Origin of the sequence: Bradyrhizobium sp. CW1, from assembly GCF_023100665.1 — a bacterium.
Taxonomy (GTDB): domain Bacteria; phylum Pseudomonadota; class Alphaproteobacteria; order Rhizobiales; family Xanthobacteraceae; genus Bradyrhizobium; species Bradyrhizobium canariense_D.
On the sequence record NZ_CP064684.1, the window covers coordinates 7,094,818 to 7,109,696 of the forward strand.

19 protein-coding genes and 1 pseudogene are annotated in these 14,879 nt (G+C 59.2%); 11 read left to right on the top strand and 9 right to left on the bottom strand.

What is annotated here, in order from left to right; translation table 11 throughout:
* Nucleotides 1-430 precede the first annotated feature (430 nt).
* From IVB54_RS34065 to IVB54_RS34080, 4 genes are all read left to right on the top strand, one after another.
* Nucleotides 431-925: a hypothetical protein gene (locus IVB54_RS34065; protein WP_247336425.1), complete on the top strand. Its 495-nt coding sequence runs from the start codon at nt 431-433 to the stop codon at nt 923-925.
* A 163-nt stretch (nt 926-1,088) separates the two neighbouring features.
* On the top strand, nt 1,089-2,282 hold the full coding sequence (locus IVB54_RS34070; protein WP_247336427.1) for a hypothetical protein: 1,194 nt from the start codon (nt 1,089-1,091) through the stop codon (nt 2,280-2,282).
* A complete protein-coding gene (locus IVB54_RS34075) occupies nt 2,275-2,616 on the top strand; it encodes a DUF2958 domain-containing protein (protein WP_247336430.1) in 342 nt (113 codons plus the stop codon). The genes IVB54_RS34070 and IVB54_RS34075 overlap by 8 nt, the downstream gene beginning before the upstream one ends.
* A 588-nt stretch (nt 2,617-3,204) precedes the next feature.
* Complete coding sequence (locus tag IVB54_RS34080; RefSeq protein WP_247336433.1) at nt 3,205-3,903, top strand: hypothetical protein; 699 nt, start codon at nt 3,205-3,207, stop codon at nt 3,901-3,903.
* Between the two features lie 398 nt (nt 3,904-4,301).
* Here the strand turns inward: IVB54_RS34080 and IVB54_RS34085 are convergent, their stop codons facing one another.
* The 9 genes from IVB54_RS34085 to IVB54_RS34125 all read right to left on the bottom strand — a co-directional run bounded on the left by IVB54_RS34085 (nt 4,302) and on the right by IVB54_RS34125 (nt 8,625).
* A complete protein-coding gene (locus IVB54_RS34085) occupies nt 4,302-4,448 on the bottom strand; it encodes a hypothetical protein (RefSeq protein ID WP_247337775.1) in 147 nt (48 codons plus the stop codon).
* An 83-nt stretch (nt 4,449-4,531) separates the two neighbouring features.
* Nucleotides 4,532-4,975, bottom strand: a complete 444-nt coding sequence (locus tag IVB54_RS34090; RefSeq protein ID WP_247337776.1) for a hypothetical protein — start codon at nt 4,973-4,975, stop codon at nt 4,532-4,534.
* Nucleotides 4,950-5,774, bottom strand: coding sequence for a ThiF family adenylyltransferase (locus IVB54_RS34095; protein ID WP_247337777.1), 825 nt, complete (start codon nt 5,772-5,774; stop codon nt 4,950-4,952). Before IVB54_RS34095 ends, IVB54_RS34090 begins: the two co-directional genes overlap by 26 nt.
* Nucleotides 5,771-6,388: a hypothetical protein gene (locus IVB54_RS34100; RefSeq protein WP_247337779.1), complete on the bottom strand. Its 618-nt coding sequence runs from the start codon at nt 6,386-6,388 to the stop codon at nt 5,771-5,773. Before IVB54_RS34100 ends, IVB54_RS34095 begins: the two co-directional genes overlap by 4 nt.
* Before the next feature lies 1 nt (nt 6,389).
* The gene (locus IVB54_RS34105; protein WP_247337781.1) at nt 6,390-6,764 is read right to left on the bottom strand and encodes a hypothetical protein; all 375 of its coding nucleotides are present in this window, start codon (nt 6,762-6,764) and stop codon (nt 6,390-6,392) included.
* Nucleotides 6,761-7,072 carry a hypothetical protein gene (locus IVB54_RS34110; protein ID WP_247337783.1) on the bottom strand — a complete coding sequence of 104 codons (312 nt, stop codon included), beginning with the start codon at nt 7,070-7,072 and terminating at the stop codon, nt 6,761-6,763. The genes IVB54_RS34105 and IVB54_RS34110 overlap by 4 nt, the downstream gene beginning before the upstream one ends.
* 118 nt (nt 7,073-7,190) lie before the next feature.
* Nucleotides 7,191-7,895, bottom strand: coding sequence for an ImmA/IrrE family metallo-endopeptidase (locus IVB54_RS34115; RefSeq protein ID WP_247337785.1), 705 nt, complete (start codon nt 7,893-7,895; stop codon nt 7,191-7,193).
* Between the two features lie 3 nt (nt 7,896-7,898).
* Nucleotides 7,899-8,228, bottom strand: a complete 330-nt coding sequence (locus IVB54_RS34120; RefSeq protein ID WP_126261718.1) for a helix-turn-helix transcriptional regulator — start codon at nt 8,226-8,228, stop codon at nt 7,899-7,901.
* A gap of 160 nt (nt 8,229-8,388) precedes the next feature.
* Entirely contained in the window at nt 8,389-8,625 is a 237-nt protein-coding gene (locus tag IVB54_RS34125) for a helix-turn-helix transcriptional regulator (protein WP_247337786.1), read from the bottom strand.
* Between the two features lie 130 nt (nt 8,626-8,755).
* On the opposite strand from IVB54_RS34125, the gene IVB54_RS34130 reads away from it, so the two are divergent.
* The 7 genes and pseudogenes from IVB54_RS34130 to IVB54_RS34160 all read left to right on the top strand — a co-directional run bounded on the left by IVB54_RS34130 (nt 8,756) and on the right by IVB54_RS34160 (nt 14,743).
* The gene (locus tag IVB54_RS34130) at nt 8,756-8,929 is read left to right on the top strand and encodes a hypothetical protein (protein ID WP_247337787.1); all 174 of its coding nucleotides are present in this window, start codon (nt 8,756-8,758) and stop codon (nt 8,927-8,929) included.
* A 43-nt stretch (nt 8,930-8,972) separates the two neighbouring features.
* Nucleotides 8,973-9,344: a hypothetical protein gene (locus tag IVB54_RS34135; RefSeq protein ID WP_247337789.1), complete on the top strand. Its 372-nt coding sequence runs from the start codon at nt 8,973-8,975 to the stop codon at nt 9,342-9,344.
* Nucleotides 9,345-9,458: 114 nt separating this feature from the next.
* Nucleotides 9,459-10,211, top strand: a complete 753-nt coding sequence (locus IVB54_RS34140; RefSeq protein ID WP_247337791.1) for a protein phosphatase 2C domain-containing protein — start codon at nt 9,459-9,461, stop codon at nt 10,209-10,211.
* Nucleotides 10,212-10,569: 358 nt separating this feature from the next.
* Nucleotides 10,570-11,634: a hypothetical protein gene (locus IVB54_RS34145; RefSeq protein ID WP_247337792.1), complete on the top strand. Its 1,065-nt coding sequence runs from the start codon at nt 10,570-10,572 to the stop codon at nt 11,632-11,634.
* Between the two features lie 256 nt (nt 11,635-11,890).
* A pseudogene (istA, locus tag IVB54_RS34150) lies at nt 11,891-13,381 on the top strand (IS21 family transposase); the annotation flags it as partial.
* A gap of 8 nt (nt 13,382-13,389) precedes the next feature.
* Entirely contained in the window at nt 13,390-14,253 is an 864-nt protein-coding gene (istB, locus tag IVB54_RS34155) for an IS21-like element helper ATPase IstB (protein ID WP_346658622.1), read from the top strand.
* Nucleotides 14,254-14,320: 67 nt separating this feature from the next.
* Nucleotides 14,321-14,743, top strand: coding sequence for a hypothetical protein (locus IVB54_RS34160; protein ID WP_247776933.1), 423 nt, complete (start codon nt 14,321-14,323; stop codon nt 14,741-14,743).
* The last annotated feature ends 136 nt before the right edge of the window (nt 14,744-14,879 follow it).

Consider the following 14,879-nt stretch of genomic DNA (forward strand, 5'->3'; position numbering starts at 1 on the left):
ATCAAGCGGTGAAACGTCGAAAGGCATCGACACAAGCAACCAGCGCAAGTTGGATGCAGGAGCAGGCTCCGGTGACTCCCGACCTGCAGCAGTTACGTAATTGACGGACGTGTTGCGTAACAGCCCCGCCAGATGAAGCGGCGCGTAAAGGCCGACCGGCTGACCCCGGCCTCCCCGTAGCAGGGTGCGCTTATCCGAAGACTGACCGACGGCGTGGCTCCGGGCTTCGGGCACCCCATCGACAGCAGCTTCGCCCTCACAGGCGAAGCTGTGCCCTGCGGGCACAGAGACCTCCCTCTGACGTCCACCAGGTTTCGGGAACGCGCCACACCTGCTCCTCCGATCTTCCTTCCCTCTGCCGTTCCCCTATCGGAATACACTGAACGAACGCGACAACTGTCAATATTCCTAGCCCAAAAGGAGACGTCCAATGATCGTGGGATACAATCATCACCGCTTGGAAAAGCGCATAGAGGCAGCTCTGCTCAAAGGCATGCCGGATTCGCGCGAAGCTTCGTTCTTGCAACAAATGTCGCGACACATCCTTCTCAGAGGAGGCGATGCTTCATTGTCGAACCGCCAAGCCGCGTGGCTGTTCGCAATCCTCGCCCGTAATGAAACGAAGAACGCACCGATCACGAAGCCGGCGCCGGCCCCTCGACTGCCCAAGCGCGTGCCGGCAGCGAACAGACGGGAGACGATCGACATCGAGGACTGCTTAGTCCGCCTCCAATCAACGCCTCAACAATCGCAGAGCCAAGCGAATGTCGTTGTCCAACCCATTACAACCCAGTCGGCGCCAGCTGCAGAACCGAAGCGAGCGCATCAGCCCGATATGGCCCGCATCTTAAAACAAGCTCTCCAGAAGAATGAGAACTTCCGTAAACGCAGGGAGCGGCTCGAGCGGCAATATCTGAAATTGTGATCGACTTCGTCTCATAGCTAACTGCCTGCCGAATGTCTCAGCCAAAGGCCGATCGGATCTAATTGTGGGCCGCGGCTGCCCGGTTCGTCGGCTGAGGGAACTCGTATCATTTCCCTCCACCCGTCATCGAATCTTCTGCGCTTTCAACAACGCGGAAATTCAAATGGCAGACACCTCACGCAGCTCTTTCCCCAACCGCACTAGCCTTTCATCGGGCCAGAGATACAACCAGCTTTCGCGGACGCCATTCGTCAGTGACGCCGTGGCAAAGCATTACGAGTCGCACTGTCTGATCGATTCACGGTTCAGACGGGCAGGGCGCATCTTGCAGATACTCTGGATGCGCGAAAACAAGATTCCGAACGCCACGTTGGACGAGCACGGCGCCCATCTCGGTTCTTACCTCCGAGCCGACGCCGCGGAGGCAGGCCGCAACTTCATCTCCCCCGACGTTCATCTCCTCGCACTCCGCGAGCTCCTCCTCCGCGAGGAAGATGCAGCAATCGACGAGGATCGGCTTTTGACCAACACGCTGAGCTCGATGCCACTCGTCTTCAATGCCTTCGGGCCATTGGCTTTGGACACGAAGTTGGCGACCGCGGTCTTCCGGCAGCTGCTCCCGGACTTCGTCCAATCGGTCGAACGAATTACCTTCGAACATTCGCCGGGCCGGCGGGATGTTCGGTATCTTGCGGACAGATCCGCGTTCGATCTCGCTGCAAACATCGTCACCCCCGAGGGGGAGGCCGGCATTGTCTATGCCGAGGTCAAGTATTCGGAGGACATGGCCGGCCGCGTGGCAAGGTGGCGAGAGCGCTATGATCAAGCCCTGCGAGAGGTCCGCCTCTACAAGAACCCTGACAGCCCCATCCTCCGGTCAGCCCCTCTCGAGCAACTCATGCGGGAGCATATGCTCGCGCAGCTCTCGGTCGATCGCGGCATCGCACCAAGGGCGATGTTCATCGGCATCGCGCCGCGCCTCAACCGACGTGCGATCGCCGCCTTCCGGGTCTACGCAAACGAGCTCTTGCCGGTCCCTGATGATGACCAGACGCGGGTCAGTTTCCAGCATTTCACCTTGGAGACGCTGATCGACGCGATTGACGTGGCGGGTGACCAGGCAACGGCAGACCAGCTTTGGAAGCGCTATTGCGACTTCCAGCGCGTTTATGACGCTGCTATGGCAGTTATCGCGCCCAAGAAACCGAGCAGTAATCCACCGAATCCGAGCGCAGCTGCACCCCTAACCGGCGTCAAGAACAGGGCAAACCGCCGCAAGGAAGCCCCCCGCACCGTAGGTTCGCGAGCCGCCGATCAAGGGCACGTCTCCGAGACTGAGGGCGTATCTCATGACTGACATTGATCTGCTCACCGTTGAAGACCGCGTGCGGCTGTTGGTCAACGCGTTAGCTGGCGAACGCGACCACTTTCCGGTCGTCAAACTCTTCACGCCAGACGCCGGCGCGACGTGGCTCATCAGCGAAGCTGATCCAGATGAAGTAGATAGGTTTTTCGCGTTGTGTGACCTTGGTTTGGGACACCCGGAGCTTGGCTGGGTCAGTCTAGCGGAGATCAAGGCGGTGAGAGGAGGCCTGGGCCTTCCCGTGGAACGGGAGCTTCATTTCATCGCGGACAAACCAATTTCGGCATACGCGGCGGAAGCCCGAGCCTATGGCCGCATCGTTGCGTAAGAAGCGAAACCAGTGCGAGCATCAGTGGGACTACGAGTCCCACTGTCAACCTGCCTTTATCAACAGCTACGCGTGCGCGAGCTGCGGCAACGCGTGGGAGGACGCGTGGTCCTGCAATTGCGATGACGACTGCCCGAAGTGCGGGGTAGATGCGCACCGACTGACAGTCAGCAAGTCGCCCCCTGCGCTTGTGACTACCTCGGGCACTGAGACCACACAACGAGCCCAACCGGCTGCCCGCACGTGCTCGTCCTCCATGCATTGCATTCAGGACCACAAACGGAGAGCTTGACCATTCGGTCCACCAACCACGCAAAAAAATGCAACTGCGAACCCGCACGAAACGGCTATATTTTCTTGCCCCCGCCCACCGCCACCCGCCTCCGCCCACCTACCTACCTGCCTTCCCCTACCTACCCGATCACCCCGCCCTTTACGTCACAGCTACATTGGGAAGCTCCAGAACGACGCAGGCACATGGCCCAGACCGGCGCGGTGCAACTTCCCGCTCATAGATAAGCTGCGCGCGCACGCAACATAACGATCCCTCCGCCGAATTCGTGAGGACCACTATCTGCGTGAGGAACGATGACTGCCCCGACGATCAACAATCCACGTTTGTGGAACGGAAGGGCCCTGGCCGGCGACTGGACGGTCTCGTTCAAGCTCGATGGCGTTCGTGCAATTTGGCGCGACAAAGCCTGGATAAGTAGAGCGAACAAGCCCCTGCAGAACATTCCCCCTTGGCGAGACGGCCAACCAAGTGATTGCGAGGTCTTCGTCAACAATTTTCGCGACACGATCCGCGCGACCAGGACGAAGCGCCTCAAACAAGACACGCCCTCCATCACACGACAGCACCTCTACGGCCTCGCCCCTCTCGATCCACGCCTTCATTGGGGCAGTCTGAGCAATCCCACTCCCGCCGACATTCTCGCCAAACTCCAAGGCGCCAACGATCTAGGCTATGAGGGTCTTGTCCTTCGTCGGGGCGAGCAGTGGCTTAAAGTCAAACCGACGGAGACCCACGATGTCCTCATCACCTCGGTCTCAGAAGGGACGAGCAAACACCGCGGCCGGCTAGGCTTCGTCACAACAGCCAGGGGTGCCGTAGGCGCGGGCTTTACAGACAGCGACCGCGAAGTCCTGTGGGGTGAAGCCAAGGCCGGGCGACTGGTCGGCCAAGTCATCGAAGTCACATGCATGCAGCTGACGGACCATGGCAACTTTCGCCATCCGGTCTTCATTCGTATGCGCCCCGACAAGTCGATTGATGGTAGTGCTTGATCCATGACGGCCCGACGCCTGCGACCGTATCGCTCTGACCATTGCGCAAAATCAGCGGCAAGGACTGCTGTCACATCGGTATATTTTTTGCCCCCACCGCCGCCTACCGCGACCCACCCCTCACCCGCCGCCTTTCCCCTTCCCCTTCCCCCCTGTTCAGGTAGTCCAGGAAGTAAGGGATGGCAACAGACTGAACTGCCCCTCAACTGCCCCTGCCAGCGTCCCCTGCCCTAACCGATTGAACCAGCCCGCTCCAAGCCATAGCCGCGCGCACACACGGACCAGCGCGTCGTTGTTCACTTCCCGCGCGATCATTGGCCCAAGGCGCGGCCGAACGAAGCGGTTCAGATGACGGGCCATTTCTTCGTGGGCCCGGAGGCCCGGCTTTGCTTTCAGGATCACGCCGCTTCGGTGTGGCGGCGCAGTGTGATATCCTCCGCGCACCACGCGATGAGAAGATCGATCTGCATATCCATCGCGACGAGCTGCTGCGTGACCTGAACAGCGCGAAAGCCGCCGGTGCTGATCCCCGAGGAACGCGTCAAGGCGGACCGCGCGATCCATCAGCTGCTGTCCGATCTGGCGGTCGAGATCGCGAAGGAAGCTATGGGCAACTACGATTGGATGTTCACGGGCCGCCGGGAGGCGAGCCGCTGAACCGCAAGGCCATGGCCTGCGCGCTGCGGGCAACAAGACGAAGCGAAACGGCAAGGTGCTGGTGCGATCCGTTGGGCTTTGCGAGCAGCTCGGCAGCCTGAAGGTGCCGCGCTCCATCATCTCGATGCGGCTCGACCATACCGTTCATAAGGACGAGCATGGCGAGGTCTCGGCGGGTACCGGCAAGCATTACGAGAAGGACCCGCGCATCGCCGAGAAGCGCGAGGCCCTGCAGAACCTGGCCGACGAGATCAGGCGGATCGTCAGCGCGCCCGGGGGCGCTGTGAAAACCGCGCTCCTTCTCTTTTTCATCTGCAAAGCCGGCGGGAGCATGGCTCAGGTTACGTGCAGCTGCGCGTACGTGTACTGGCTGTGCAAGCTGCCCTCCCTCAGGATCGACGAATATCGTATCCAATTTCGCCGAGCCCGTTGGTCCCGCCATGATGTGGGCATACTGTTACCCGCCGAAAGTAGTCTGGCTGTTCGCTTCGCGAGACGGTTTGAGCATTACCGTCCACCTCCAGCCACGTATAGTTGTCTTCGGAGGAAAACCACGGTGTAAAGAGCTTTGCGAATGCACCGACGGCAAGCGAGGCCAGCATACCGTTCGTCCAGACCACCTGCGGGTTGATGCCCACGTCGCCATAGCGATTCTCCTCCCGGGCCAACTTGTCGGGGGTCAGGAAGCCTAGGCAGCGCATGCAGGGATTGCCCGGCAAGGTCATGATCATCTGCCCTGCTACCGCAAAACTGGCGTCATGCAGTTTGGTCACGTCCATTCCGATGTCAATGTAAGGCAGACCAAAACGTCGTGCGGCGGTCTCCAAATAGTCGCGTTGCTGATAGCCGTCGACGCATCCGAACAGGACGTGCGCATCCCGGATCAGGTCGTCCGCCTCCTGCCACTTCGCCTTCCTGGAGATAACTTTCGCCCAGGGTCGGATGCCAAGAATCGTACGGGTAGCGATCTCCACTTTGGAGCGCTTATGATCGACATCATCCTGGGTGCCGCCAACCAGACGGTTTAGGTTACTTGCTTCGATCTTATCAGAGTCGATTAACCGGAAGTGTCCTATGCCAAGGTGGGCGAGCTGCTGCGCGATGTGAGAGCCACCGCCGCCAAGCCCAACGATAGCCACTCGCAAGTTTGCGAACAGCTCTTCGGAATGTGCACCGAGGAAGCTCTGGCGGCTAAAATCGCGGTCGTTTGTCATGCGAAGAAATCTGTGCTGCCGTCCGCCGCAGCGCGCCTCACAGTTGAGCGAGTGCCAACGATGTTGAACTCGTCGATGTTCTTCACATGGGAGGGGGCAGTCCATATGCGTCCGGCGAGAGCCTTGTCGTTGAGAACGACCGCTCCATGCGGCATCTGCGGGCAAACCTTAAAGAAATCAGGTACGAACTTGGCTTGTTCGCGCAGATCGGTAGAGCTGAACGACAAGCGCGCCGAAGGGAAGTGCATATGCGCATGGAAGACGCCGACGCCTTGCAGGAGCGCCAGCTCCAGTGCCTTGCGGAGTGCTTCTTGGCCGATCATGGCACCGACAGTATTGTCGCGCACATACTCGCCATCGGCGACCGGATAATATTTCTCCGCCAGCAAAACCAGTCCATCCGCACCGGACGCGGCGCGCACGGTAATGAAGCCGACCCGCTCATGCGCGAACGCATGGGGACGGGATAGATCGCGCCGTACCTCCTGAATAAACGAGCTCGTGACCCGAAATGTCGAGAAATCGCGACGTCCAACCGACCTTTGGTCCGCTGGCGACACTGCAGGCGATGACGGGGATGGGCGACCGAATAGCGCCGAGAGAAGCCGCCACATGCTAGGCTGCCTTTCCCTTGCTCAGCGCTGAGAGATGCGAGGCAAGAATATCGACATATGGCTGGTCTGCCGGCACATCCTTCCAGGAAAAGGTCTGCCAGTTGCGGCCGAGTAAGTATGCCTGCTCGTTCCAGTTCAGGCCTTCGCCACCCACGTTCTCCGCCAGATAGAGTTTCGTGGGATAGGAGGGGTTGTCGTAGTTGAGGCAGAGGACCGCATCCATGACGTGACTGCTGGAACCGACCCTGAAGCGAAGCTTCGCCATATGAATCAACTTTCGCCATCCGTCGGTTTGGAAAGACACCTTTCCATCGCACAGCTGCGCGATGGGCCGGAGGCTTTCATCGAGACCGTCATTGGTCGGCCCGGTGCTCATGATGAACCGCCCTTACGCGCATGACTCATGAAGCGCATGCCTTCCTTCACGTCGATATGAGCCTCGTCTTCGAGATCGACGAGCCCTGTCGGAGTGATCTCCGCAAGCACCTTGGCGGCGTCAACACCAACTTTGTCCTTGAGGTCGCTGACGAGCCAGTCTCCCGCCCTTACCGACTTGTTGTGCCCATCCACCTCGATATGGACGTTGGGGCTGCCGTGACCCGGGTTTCCTCCGCCGCCGGGATTGCCCCCGCCGCCGGAATTCCCGCCCCCGTGGCCGGGATTATCATTTTCATTGCCGCTCACGATGACTCTCCATCCAGTTTATACGTCCCGCGTTGTCCGTCGCGAAATCAGCAGATACGCTGATTGACGTATTTTAGGGCCGACCAACAGGAGAGTCAACGGGCAGCTAACGCATTGATCAGGTGAACAGATTACCGATGGCCTGTTCTCGACCGAGGTAGCCGAGGATCTTCAGACGAACCGTTGCCGCCTCTCGAGAGACAGCGAACCCACTCACGACAGCCTGAATCAGCGCTTCGCCATTAGCACTGCCAGGCTCGCACGGGCCGTAGATGTTGCGTGAGTGTTGAAGGCCGGCAACAGTCTTCCGGAGGTAGGATTTCGGCATCAGCGCTGCCCCGGAAACGTATCCTGCCTGCCATTCCATCCAGTCAGTCTTGCTCGCGGAAATCATCGTGTCCCGCTTGCAATAAATGGCGTTGGGCTTCCGATTGCCGTCCACGGCCAGTTGGCGCTGCTCCAGCGCAAACAGGTAGGAGTGGAGTATCACATGCCCGTATTCGTGGGTGAGGGTGGTGCGCAGCCGGTTCTCGAACCTATGGACGTCGTTGGAGATCGAGACCCTTGGCTTTCCGGCGCGGGCAAACTCGGTGACGCCTTCAACGCCGGCGCCGTACATGGTCAGGTCAGCATATTGGTCCAGATCGGTAACGTCCCGCTCGATCAAGGTCGTGATATCGCCGGTCGAAATAGGAAACTCGACCTTGCCATGCTTGCTGCGCAGGTGGTCCGCCACGAGCTTCTCGAACATGGAATCAAGTTCGGCGGGCTCGTAGTGAGGCCTCTCCCGAAAACCATGCATCGTGTCGCGGACGTACTTCAACTGCTATCCTTTCAAGTGTCTCCGAAACGCAACGAATGCCTGGTTGACTTGGTCAGGAGTGGATTTTCTTATTAGCTTTCTGTCCTGCTCCGGCAGCATTCCGATCACGCCGTACAAAGCCAGCGGATCTATCTTTAGGACCTTTGCAAACTCGCTCACCAAATGGTCTGAGGACGGGCTTCTGCGATCGTGCTCGATGTCGTTCAAGTACTGCGGCGTTATTGCCTCGCCGTCCTCCTTCACGATCTTAGTGGCGAGTTCCTTTTGGCTCATGCCCTTCTCCTTGCGCGCGGAGGCAATTGCACGTCCGAAGGACGACATATCCAGACCCATACCGTAGAACCTCTCCTATTTTCTGGAAGCTTATCAGCTAATTAGCTGATTGTCATTATGAAATGCCGTTGAAGCCCCAGATGCTGCAGCTTCGTCGGTCTCAGCCGCCGGTGTACGCCCGCGCATTCCAGCGGCGGGCGCGGCCGAAATATTGTGCGAATCATCGTTTGCTCAGCCTTCGTACGACCTCGGCTGGGTCGAAATCCAAGATGCGGCCCAACTCTATGAGCTCGACTACATCGATGCGGCGTTGCCCTGACTCCAGGTGCGTAATCCAACTTTGATAGACGCCTAGCTTCTTGGCAAGGTCCACTTGGCGCAGGCCAGCCTCCTTCCTGAACTCGACCAGCATGGCTGCGAGCTTCTTCTGAATCGGTGACGTGACCGTCTTTGGCATCCAGCCTCCCGGAGGGGACTAGAGACATAAACCGACTTTTCAGATACCTATAAAATCGGTATTCATGACCACAACTGGCCGAAGCTTTGGCTGAATCCCACACGTTAGAGCTTACATTCTGAGGGGACAAATGAACAACCTGATGAAGCGATGCTGGCCGTTGTGCCTATTGATCGGAGGCGGCGTGTTCCTCTGGCTTCTTGGCTACGGCACGCAGGATCGGGCCGCGATCATCTTCATGGCTCTCCTGATCACGGCAGCTGGCGGCTACCTCATCTTGATCGAGCGACAGAAGCGTCACTGAGGCCCGTGGAAATCCACCGATAGCGCACCAGGAGCTGCCAACGATGACCGATACCGCTGAACCGTCTATTCATCAGTCTCACCCGAGCAAAGACCGAGGCTACGCTTTTGCCGTCTACGCCCTTTACGCGCTAGGCTTTTTTACCGTCATCACGACTGTGATGGGCCTCATCATCGCTCATGTGAAGGCGACTACCGCTAGCGGCCTTTGGCTCAGCCACTTCCAATTTCAGATCCGCACGTTCTGGATTGGGCTCCTTTATTTCGTCGCAGGCTTTTCCCTCCTGTATTTCTACATCGGCTTCTTAGTTGTACTTTGGTGGACGATTTGGACGTTGGTTCGGATCATCAAGGGGGCGATCCTGCTGCATGACGAGCGCCCGATTGCCAAGCCAAGTTCGTGGCTTTTCGGTTAGCCCCATGAACTTCGCCGCGGAGCACCTATTGGCGTGCAGCGGCAATGATCGTACTGACAGCGGGTGCTCACATTCCCCGCGCGCACCTCCAAACCGCATCGAACGACCGAAAGAATGCCGAACTGGACGATAGCTGCATTTACCCACCGTGGCCGCGTACGTCCGCACAACGAGGATACCGTCGGCATCGGCAACCGTATCCTGACCGGTGACATGGACTCACCGTTGGTCATCACGGCACAGACCGGTTGCGCCCTCCTGATGATCGCGGACGGCATGGGTGGTCACGTGCATGGCGCGATGGCTAGTCGAGCAGTCCTCGATTATTTGGTCGCAGCCGGCGATCGGCTTTCAGATCCTGCCTCCTGTGCCCAAGCCATCGGGGACGCGAATCAGCATCTGTTCAAGATCATGAGTGAGCACGAAGAAGCACTCGGCATGGGCTCGACCATAGTGGGAGCCGTCCTGACGGCCGAGCGACTGCTCGCATTTAATGTCGGCGACAGTAGCTGCCACCTGTTAAGCGCAGGCCAATTGGTGCAACTCAGCCACGACGATGTGCCCCAATGGGAGAGCGGCTATTTCGGTTCCCGCCGATCACATGCTCTCACCCAGGCTATGGGAGGAACCTCGTTCCCCGTTCCGGTCGAACCCCACGTCTCCGTCGACCCTTGCCTTGCACCCGGAGAGACGCTGCTCCTTTGCAGCGACGGACTCACCGATTTGGTCGATAATCAGGTCATCGGCGAGAGCTTGAGAGATACCAAGACGCCCCTCCAGTCTGTGCGAAAGCTCGTAGCCAAGGCATTTGCTGCCGGCGCACGAGACAACATCTCCTTAATCGTCGCGCGCCGTTCGGACGCATGAAGCGTCCCCTAGGCACACTTCGTAGGATCTGCAGAATCAGCGCCTCTTTCGCCAATCTTGGGCGCGGCTGACGGCTTCTCCGGAGACCTCGGATAAGACAACGCGCGGCCTGGCTCATGGGGCGTTGGTAAAAATGCAGGGTGAGCGCTCTTGTCGGACCGATCGGGCGCAGCGCCGAACTCCAAACGCCCAAACGCTGGTCAGGCAAGCCAAAATCGCATCGCGAAGCTGCCTGCATTTCCAAGCCTCGAGTGCTTTCGCTTGATGGTTTCAGCAGACGACCTGCTGTCTACCGTCCGGCAAACACGTCCAAATCTGTCGTACAGAAGCGGTACATGAGCTCAACCAGGAGCTTATGATGAAGAACACAATTATTGAACTTGGTATCTTAGCTTCGGCCGAAAGACCGCCCGGCTTTCTGCTCGAACCGTTCAAATGGGCAATCCCGAAACTCATAGCTATGCTTCGGGATCAGCCCGAATATTTGGCAGATTTGATCCACGTCAGCCGGACGCGGATGCATCTGATTGGAACGGCCCTCGCACACGTTGAAGGCACGCCGAGTTCAGAGTTAGCGAGGGTCCTTTTTCGAGGATCAGCCGAAATGATCCTGGACACAACCGTCGGTCACCAGCCGTCGGGTCTCAAGCGTGCTGTGAGCGTGATGCCGAGTTTCCTGATGGAGGCGGAGAGCTACCGCGGACTTGTAAAGCTCCTTGCTGATCCGGACGCAGCGCGGCTGATCCTTCACACCTTCGAGATCCAAGATTCGACGATTAGGGCCATGAAAGATGTTCCGGAAGCCCTGCGCCGAGTCGTTTTCTCGATGCATGAGAATCTCGGAGACATGAGCTCTTTCTCGCGAGGGCTGCGGTGCATCGCAATGCGTAGCGGCAAGCTAAGCTTCGATCAGGTTGTCGCTGAGCTGGCACGTGCCCGGCAGCCCAACCAGCTGCTCGCAAAACTGAAGTCTATTGTCGAAAGCTTGCCGCTCCCTGACGCTCTGCCGCCGGCTCGCGTGGAGCACGCGGAGCGCATCGATTCCGGACGTCAGCTACGGGTTCTTGCGAAAAAGTGGCGCAACTGCTTGGAAAGCTACGTCTGGAACGTGGAGCATGGGCAGTGTGCGATTTACCTCTGGCAAGATGCTGGCCTACAAGCTGCCTGCTCGGTCACCCGAAGCGGTCGTCTCGGTTGGTTTCTGGACGAGGTTAAAGGCCCCGAGAACACCGATCTTGAGCCTCAAGATCACGATAGGATCCTCAGCGCGTTCGAGGCTGTCCAAATTCCTTCTGAGGCAGTTATCAGCTCGATCGCGCAGATCGTTGCGAACGACAATCTGACTTGGAGGCCCCGGCCGCGACGCCGGCGGGTCAGAGGCGCTCCTCCGCCGGTCGAAATGTTGTTGCCGGATCTTACGTGAGCCCGCTTGGCGAATCCGGCTATGCCCCCGTAATATCCTTTTCTGGGAAGGGCTCGGGGACCAGAATGCGGTATGAGAAATTGGAGGCACTGCTTCGCGTCGCTCTCGACATGCGCGGCAGTGCGGAAGGGTTTTCGCTCGATGTCATTCGGCCTGCAATATTGACCCCCTAAGCCGGGGGATCGGCGTCCAAAATTGACCCCCTACAGGTTGGTCTGTTGCGCTGCCTGCTTCGTCATGAAGCAGGTGGTCGGGGATGCTGATCGTGGAGACAATCGCCCGGATACGGCGCGAGCACTTCATCAAGGGCAAGACGATCAAGGAGATCGCCCGTGACCTGAAGGTGTCGCGGAACACAGTCCGGAAGGTGCTGAGATCGGGAGAGACCTCATTCGAGTACGAGCGTGTTGTCCAGCCGCGGCCGAAGCTGGGACGATGGGCAGCAGAACTCGACGGGTTGTTGTCAGGGAACGCGGGCAAGTCCGCTCGCGAGCAACTGACATTGATCCGGATGTTCGAGGAGCTGCGTGAGCGCGGCTATGACGGCGGTTACGACGCCGTGCGGCGCTACGCCAGGCGATGGAGCAAGGAGCGCGGACAATCCACGGCCGCTGCCTACGTCCCGCTTAGCTTTGCGCCCGGAGAAGCTTACCAGTTTGACTGGAGCCACGAGGTCGTCCTGCTCAATGGCGTGACGGTGATGGTGAAGGCCGCCCATGTCCGGCTCTGCCACAGCCGGATGCTGTTCGTGCGTTGCTATCCGCGCGAGACACAGGAGATGGTGTTCGACGCCCACGACCGGGCGTTCGCCCTGTTCAAGGGCACCTGCGTGCGCGGCATCTACGACAACATGAAGACGGCGGTGGAGACGATCTTCGTCGGCAAAGGGCGTCTCTACAATCGCCGCTTCATGCAGATGTGCAGCCACTACCTGGTCGATCCGGTTGCCTGCACGCCAGCGTCGGGTTGGGAGAAGGGCCAGGTCGAGAACCAGGTTGGGCTTGTCCGGGAGCGCTTCTTCACGCCGCGGCTGCGGTTCAAAACCCTCGACGAGTTGAACGCGTGGCTGCTGGACAAGTGCATCGCCTACGCCAAGGCGCACCGGCATCCAGAACTGGCCGAACAGACGGTCTGGGAGGTGTTCGAAGCCGAGCGGCCGAAGCTCGTTCCCTATGCCGGCCGGTTCGACGGATTCCACGCGGTGCCGGCATCGGTCTCGACGACCTGTCTGGTGCGGTTCGACAACAATAAATACTCGGTCACGGCCAACGCTGTCGGGCGGCCTGTCGAGGTTCACGCCTACGCCGACCGCATTGTGATCCGTCAGGACGGACGCATCGTTGCCGAGCATGCTCGCTCGTTCGGCCGCGGCGAGACGACCTATGATCCCTGGCATTACGTGCCGGTACTGGCTCGCAAACCCGGTGCCTTGCGCAACGGCGCTCCCTTCAAGGACTGGGTGCTTCCGGCTGCGATCGAACGTGTGCGGCGTAAGCTTACCAGTGCCGACGATGGCAACCGGCAGATGGTCGATATCCTCAACGCGGTTCTGACCGACGGCTTGCCGGCCGTCGAAGCAGCCTGCGCCGAGGCGATCGCTCACGGCGTTCATTCCGCCGATGTCGTGCTCAACATCCTGGCCCGCCAGCGTGATCCTGCGCCGCCAGCCAACATTCTCACCCCGGCCGCACTGACATTGCGCCACGCCCCGATCGCCGACTGTGCCCGTTACGACAACCTCAGGAGAACCATCTGATGGAACGTACTCAACTCTTCGACCTCATGGGCGAGCTCAAACTCTACGGCATGAAGGCTGCCTTCGACGAGATCATGGCGACCGCTGTCAAACGCCAGCACGAACCCCAGCGCATTGTCGGCGACCTGCTCAACGCCGAGATCAACGAGAAGCAGGCCCGCTCGATTAAGTACCAGCTCACCATCGCCAAGCTGCCGCTGGCCAAGGATCTCGAGGACTTCCAGTTCGAAGGCACACCCATCAACCAGACGCTGGTCAATGATCTCGCCGGCGGCGGCTTCATCGCCCAGCAACGTAACGCCGTGCTGATCGGCGGTACCGGCACCGGCAAAACACATATGGCCATCGCAATCGCCAGAAGCTGCATCCGATCCGGTGCCCGCGGCCGCTTCTACAACGTGGTCGACCTCGTCAACCGTCTGGAGATCGAGACCCGCAATGGACGGCAAGGTCGGATTGCCGAGCATTTGACCCGGATGGACTTCATCGTCCTCGACGAACTCGGTTATCTACCGTTCGCCCAATCCGGCGGCCAGCTCCTGTTCCACCTCGTCAGCCGGCTCTACGAGCGCACGTCCATCGTCGTCACCACCAATCTCGCGTTCGGTGAATGGCCCAGCGTCTTCGGCGACGCCAAAATGACCACCGCGCTTCTAGATCGCCTGACCCACCATTGCGACATCGTCGAGACCGGCAACGACAGCTGGCGCTTCAAAAGCCGCGACGACGATCACGCAACCCGCGCTCGCACCGTCTCCGCAACCCCGACCAGCTCCGACGGTGCGAGCGCTACCGCCAAAACCCGCCGCTCGAACGGGTCAAAATTGGACGCCGATACGGGGTCAAATTTGAACGCCGATTGACACCCTCAGCGACAAACGACGTTTCGACGCGCGGAACGCCAAAAATTGAAGCTGCGGAGATAGCGAGTTGGTCACCAGCCCGCGCAGCGCGCTCGGGCGTACCGCCCCAGCCGTTAAAATTCCAATCGATTGCCACGACCTGTCTCTGACCGCGATCAGCATGGATAGCGAAGGTCGGCATGACGTCTCGCATCCAGAAATCATCTACCGGCGCTTCAATGACGGTAACCGTCGAACAATCCACAAAGTGCTCGCTGGCCTCGCGAAACGCACGACCGCGCGGAGCCAGCAGGCGGACAGGCTCAAAGCGAGCGATCGCGTGTACGACTTTAGTCAAATCGCGCTTTATTCTGGCGGCGTCGCGAGCGCTCCACTCGCGATGAACTGCCCAAGCCATCCAGCAACACTCGTGGGATTCCCATTCGGCTGGAATCCGTATGCATGCCTTGCGAATCTTGTCTTGGGCCATTGGAAGCAGCTGAAGTCCTGAAGAGAGGCGAAGTTTTCCACTGCAGCACGTCAGATTTGGACGCACTTAACCACCTTCTACCTGAGGCTTCCTATTGGCAGGGCTTCTAGGATGAGGAATAGTGCTTCGAACAATTGATTTTCTATGACTTCTTTGC

What these genes read in the sequence shown, in the direction of transcription:
- IVB54_RS34065 (WP_247336425.1), top strand. Translation starts at nt 431, where the DNA reads ATGATCGTGGGATACAATCATCACCGCTTGGAAAAGCGCATAGAGGCA.
- IVB54_RS34070 (WP_247336427.1), top strand. Translation starts at nt 1,089, where the DNA reads ATGGCAGACACCTCACGCAGCTCTTTCCCCAACCGCACTAGCCTTTCA.
- IVB54_RS34075 (WP_247336430.1), top strand. Translation starts at nt 2,275, where the DNA reads ATGACTGACATTGATCTGCTCACCGTTGAAGACCGCGTGCGGCTGTTG.
- IVB54_RS34080 (WP_247336433.1), top strand. Translation starts at nt 3,205, where the DNA reads ATGACTGCCCCGACGATCAACAATCCACGTTTGTGGAACGGAAGGGCC.
- IVB54_RS34095 (WP_247337777.1), bottom strand. Translation starts at nt 5,774, where the DNA reads ATGACAAACGACCGCGATTTTAGCCGCCAGAGCTTCCTCGGTGCACAT.
- IVB54_RS34100 (WP_247337779.1), bottom strand. Translation starts at nt 6,388, where the DNA reads ATGTGGCGGCTTCTCTCGGCGCTATTCGGTCGCCCATCCCCGTCATCG.
- IVB54_RS34105 (WP_247337781.1), bottom strand. Translation starts at nt 6,764, where the DNA reads ATGAGCACCGGGCCGACCAATGACGGTCTCGATGAAAGCCTCCGGCCC.
- IVB54_RS34120 (WP_126261718.1), bottom strand. Translation starts at nt 8,228, where the DNA reads ATGGGTCTGGATATGTCGTCCTTCGGACGTGCAATTGCCTCCGCGCGC.
- IVB54_RS34125 (WP_247337786.1), bottom strand. Translation starts at nt 8,625, where the DNA reads ATGCCAAAGACGGTCACGTCACCGATTCAGAAGAAGCTCGCAGCCATG.
- IVB54_RS34130 (WP_247337787.1), top strand. Translation starts at nt 8,756, where the DNA reads ATGAACAACCTGATGAAGCGATGCTGGCCGTTGTGCCTATTGATCGGA.
- IVB54_RS34135 (WP_247337789.1), top strand. Translation starts at nt 8,973, where the DNA reads ATGACCGATACCGCTGAACCGTCTATTCATCAGTCTCACCCGAGCAAA.
- IVB54_RS34140 (WP_247337791.1), top strand. Translation starts at nt 9,459, where the DNA reads ATGCCGAACTGGACGATAGCTGCATTTACCCACCGTGGCCGCGTACGT.
- IVB54_RS34145 (WP_247337792.1), top strand. Translation starts at nt 10,570, where the DNA reads ATGAAGAACACAATTATTGAACTTGGTATCTTAGCTTCGGCCGAAAGA.
- istB (WP_346658622.1), top strand. Translation starts at nt 13,390, where the DNA reads ATGGAACGTACTCAACTCTTCGACCTCATGGGCGAGCTCAAACTCTAC.